The 4,549-nt window shown below is 35.9% G+C and carries 5 protein-coding genes; 3 read left to right on the top strand and 2 right to left on the bottom strand.

Translation table 11 applies throughout. The features are described 5' to 3' along the window. Positions 1-210, bottom strand: a 210-nt coding sequence (locus BN349_RS26050; protein ID WP_019244588.1) for an IS3 family transposase, incomplete at its 3' end; no start/stop codon positions are given. A 143-nt stretch (positions 211-353) separates the two neighbouring features. Beyond that, positions 354-800 (bottom strand): transposase, encoded by a 447-nt coding sequence (locus tag BN349_RS26180; RefSeq protein ID WP_019244587.1) that lies wholly within the window; start codon positions 798-800, stop codon positions 354-356. A 686-nt stretch (positions 801-1,486) separates the two neighbouring features. Here BN349_RS26180 and kynU point away from each other — a divergent pair. Genes kynU through kynA form a run of 3 tightly spaced genes read left to right on the top strand, consistent with a single transcriptional unit; the run spans position 1,487 to position 4,267 of the window. Then, on the top strand, positions 1,487-2,767 hold the full coding sequence (gene kynU, locus BN349_RS22640) for a kynureninase (RefSeq protein ID WP_026089443.1): 1,281 nt from the start codon (positions 1,487-1,489) through the stop codon (positions 2,765-2,767). Positions 2,768-2,780: 13 nt separating this feature from the next. Then, a complete protein-coding gene (gene kynB, locus BN349_RS22635) occupies positions 2,781-3,401 on the top strand; it encodes an arylformamidase (protein WP_019244584.1) in 621 nt (206 codons plus the stop codon). A 26-nt stretch (positions 3,402-3,427) separates the two neighbouring features. Next, the gene (kynA, locus tag BN349_RS22630) at positions 3,428-4,267 is read left to right on the top strand and encodes a tryptophan 2,3-dioxygenase (protein ID WP_019244583.1); all 840 of its coding nucleotides are present in this window, start codon (positions 3,428-3,430) and stop codon (positions 4,265-4,267) included. Positions 4,268-4,549: the final 282 nt, after the last annotated feature.

Raw genomic sequence — 4,549 nt, 5'->3', positions numbered from 1 at the left:
GTAAGAACGATATTTTTTTATATGAACTAAGGATTTTATACCAAGGGCTTTCATGATTCTTTGTACTTTTTTATGGTTTACTTCATGTCCAAGATTACCTAATTCATCACGAATACGACGGTACCCATAACGATCTTCGTGTTCATCATAAATGGATTGAAAGAGTTGTTTTAAATCAGCATCTGGATCAGGTTTAGTCCTGTTTTTCACTCAGTAATAATACGTGCTTCGTGGAATCTCAGCTAGTTGTAGAAGAGCTTTCACCTGAAATTGATGCCTTAATTCATAGACTACTTGTGCTTTGTCTTGTTTGGTGATTTTTCCTTGTTTTGAATTAAGGCATTCAACTTTTTTTAATAAGCATTTTCCATTTCAAGTTGTTGAATACGTGCTTCTAGTTCTTCAATAGATCCTAGTTTGTTTGGTTTCATTGACTCTTTTTTCACGGATGGGCGCCCCTTTTTCTTTGATTTTAGAGCGTCAATACCATTCCTATTAAACAATTCAACCCATATATATACGGTTGAAGGAGATGTGATGTTAAAAATCGCAGCTGCTTCATTAGGAGTTACTCTAAATTCATTTATATAGTTTAGTACATCCATATTAAGATTCAAATCATCATTTGTAGAGGATGAAGAAGAAAAAGCTTCTTCTCCATGCACGTTATATTGAGCTACCCAATTTTTTAGGGGAGTTAAACTAATATGAAATTGCTTAGCTACTGTTTGAAAGGAAGTTGTTCCATTTAGGTAAGCAAACACTGCTTTTAATTTAAATTCTGAGCTATATTTTGTCATACAAAAATTACACCTCCAATTGTTAGATGTATCTAACAATTGGGGTGCAGTTCAAGGTTTCGGTCTTTTTTTGTTTTTCTTTTCTTCTCCAAATAACAATAATAATAGCTAGCAAGAGTAACCAGGGTATATCGAATTGAAAAGTACTATGTTTAGATATTGCACAGCCTATAGCAATTGTATTCAGCTGTTGGGTTTATAAATGACGTTATAAGCCTGAATTTTCATGATGTTTTATTCTCTCAAGTGAAACATTATTTCAACCTCAATTAGGTAGTTAAACTAATTTACAGAGTTGTTTATCTAGGAATATGATTAATCTATATTTTTATAAGGACTTTACTTGAAATTACTTTATATCGAATGGGGAGGCAATTAAATAAATGATAAGGCAAAACAAAGGAGGACAAAAAATAAATATGAGTGGAAAATCGGCTTTTTATTCAAGAGAGAAGAAGTAGAAAGGAATTCAGCGAAAAGTTTATTAAAGTTATAGTAAAAGATATCGTAAGTTCGCATATACATAAGCTTGTGAAAGAAGGAATTATGAAGTAATTATTTTTAGCTGTTTTTCGAATGAAATGAGGATATAGGAAATTGTCAGGGAAAAGCAATCGGTAAAAAGTTTATGTGCCAGCTCAGAACAGCAAACACTTTTCAGAGAGAGGGAGTGGGTTCTGTTGAGTATGAATACAACGGATTTCTCTATAGACTATGCTATCCAATTAGATAGAAGCGATAAATTAAGAGTTTATCGAAATGAATTTTATCTGCATGAGAATCGCATCTATTTAGATGGCAATTCTTTAGGACTGCTATCTAAAAGAGCAGAACAGTCGCTGCTACAACTGTTGGAATCTTGGAAGCAAGATGCTATTGACGGCTGGACGGGAGGGGCAAACCCCTGGTTTTATTTAGCGGAGCGTTTAGGGGAGTTAAGTGCTCCGTTGGTTGGTGCATCTCCAGAAGAAGTTATTGTTACGGGTTCGACAACGACCAATCTCCATCAAATGGTGGCTACATTTTACAAGCCGAGAGGTAAGAAGGTAAAAATAGTGGCAGATGAACTTACATTTTCTTCAGATATCTATGCTCTCCAAAGTCAACTAATACTAAAAGGTTATGATGTGGACACACATTTAATAAAGGTAAAAAGCCGGGATGGAAGAGTTTTGGAAGAAGACGATATTATTGCGGAAATGACAGAAGAAGTTGCCTTGTTTGTTTTACCAAGTGTTTTATACAGAAGTGGACAAATTCTTGATATTAAGAGGCTCACAAAGGAAGCACATAGTAGGGGAATCATTATAGGATTTGATTTATGCCATTCTATCGGCTCCATTGAACATCACTTGAGTGAATGGGAGGTGGACTTTGCTGTGTGGTGTAACTATAAATATGTGAACGGCGGTCCTGGAAGTGTGGCTGGTTTATACGTGAATAAAAAGCATTTTCCGCTTCGGCCAGGTCTTGCAGGGTGGTTTAGTTCGCAAAAAGAGAAACAATTTGATTTGGAACATGTATTGCATACGGCCAGCAATGTGAGTGCTTATCAAATCGGTTCCCCTCATATCCTAAGCATGGCCCCGATTATCGGTTCGCTTGAACTTTTTAAAGAAGCTGGTCTATCGTCGCTTAGGGAAAAGTCTTTACAATTAACTAGATATATGATGAATCTTATAGAACATGAATTGGATGACTATGGATTTATTGTTGCAAACCCTAAGGAAGATCATAGGCGGGGCGGACATATCTATCTAGAACATAAAGAGGCGACACGCATTTGCAAAGCATTAAAGTCGAATGGGATCATTCTTGATTTTCGAGCGCCAAGTGGGATTCGGCTCGCTCCAGCAGCTTTTTATACTTCTTATCAGGAGATATGGGAAACTATACAAGTGTTAAAAAGGATTATGGTAGAAGAGGAATATTTGCAATTTGAGAATAAGCGGGAAATTATTGCATAAGGAGGATGTTAAAATGACATGGATTGACATATCACAGCCGTTGAGCAATCGTATTGCAGTATGGCCGGGTGATACAGCTTTTGAATATAAGGTCTCTTATTCTAAAGAAGAGAGTGGTTCTTCAAATGTAGGGAGCATTACAATGAGCACACATACAGGAACACATATTGACGCACCTTTTCATTTTGATGATGATGGAAAGAGGGTGCTCGAACTAAATATTGACATTTATATAGGAGCTGCAAGGGTTATTGATGTGGCAGGATTGAAGTATATAGGTGCGGAACATTTACAAGGGTATGATTTAGAAGGGGTATCTAGATTATTATTGAAGACTGATGCTTCTTTGGATGTTGAAGTGTTCCCTGAAGAGATTCCTTATATAGATGAAAGTTTGCCGTCTCTTCTTAAGAAGAAAGGGATTATCTTATTGGGAATGGATGTACCTTCTGTAGATCCACTTAATAGTAAAGAGCTTGCAGCACATCATCTATTGAACAAACATGGCGTCCATATTCTTGAAAACCTTATGCTTCAGCATATAGAACCTGGTGAGTATGAGTTGATTGCTTTGCCTTTATCCCTTAAAGAAGCTGATGGGAGCCCGGTCCGTGCTGTTATTAGACCATTGTGATTTATAATGGGAGGAGATGAGCTAGAATGAGTGAGCAAGAAAAATTTGCTTTAGAAAAAGGAATCCATACTGATTTTCGTGAGGATATGACATATGGAGAATATTTGAAGCTTGATCCATTGCTTTCCAGCCAAAGCTGTCTATCCGATCATCATGATGAGGTACTTTTTATTATTATTCATCAGGTTAATGAACTATGGATGAAATTAATCCTGCATGAATTACAAGCGGCTATCGCTTCTATTCAACAAAATGAAATGGCAAAAGCATATAAAATGTTGGCACGTGTCTCCTGTATACAATCGCAAATCATTCAAGCATGGGACGTTCTTTCCACGTTAACGCCTTCTGAATATATGGAGTTCCGCGATTCATTGGGACGTGCCTCTGGTTTCCAATCTTATCAGCATCGCTTGATTGAGTTCACACTGGGTTATAAAACGCCTCATATTTTAACTATTTATGAGAAAAATCAAGTGCTGCATGAACGTTTATCTCAAGCTTTTCATTCACCAGGCTTATATGATGTATCCATTCAAGCATTAGCTAAAGCAGGATTGGAAGTAAAGAATGATTTATTGAATCGAGATTATACAAAGCCATATAAAGCAGAGCAGACAGTAGAAGCGGCTTGGTTAATGGTATACAAACATGTAGACCGATATTGGGATTTGTATCAATTAGGAGAGAAGCTTGTAGATATAGAAGATCGTGTCCAACAGTGGCGTTTCCGCCATTTGAAAACCGTGGAACGAATTATAGGGTATAAGCTTGGAACTGGCGGCTCATCTGGCGTTACGTATTTACAGAAAGTGTTAGAACATCGTTTGTTTCCAGAACTATGGGATATACGAACTAAGCTATAAAAAAGATGTTTCTAAAAACGTCCTATATTCAGGGCGTTTTTTGTTAAAAAAGTATTGTAATATATATAATTAAATGTTATATTAATATACGTCGCTGAAAAACAATATTAATATAGTGTTTATGAAAATACATTAAATAAATTGTTGACAGTGAAAAGATAAAATGATATATTAATAGAGTTGCTTCTGATGCAACAAAACAAAATAAAGATCAAAAAAGCTATTGACATTGAATGACTCAATTGATATAATAAGAAAGCTGTTCTAAACAGCTAGAATGTT

Origin of the sequence: Bacillus sp. AP8 (assembly GCF_000321185.1) — a bacterium.
Lineage (GTDB): Bacteria > Bacillota > Bacilli > Bacillales > DSM-1321 > Bacillus_AD > Bacillus_AD massilioanorexius.
The sequence above is the reverse complement of the archived record's forward strand: the minus strand, read 5'-3'. Positions and strand labels throughout refer to the sequence as shown.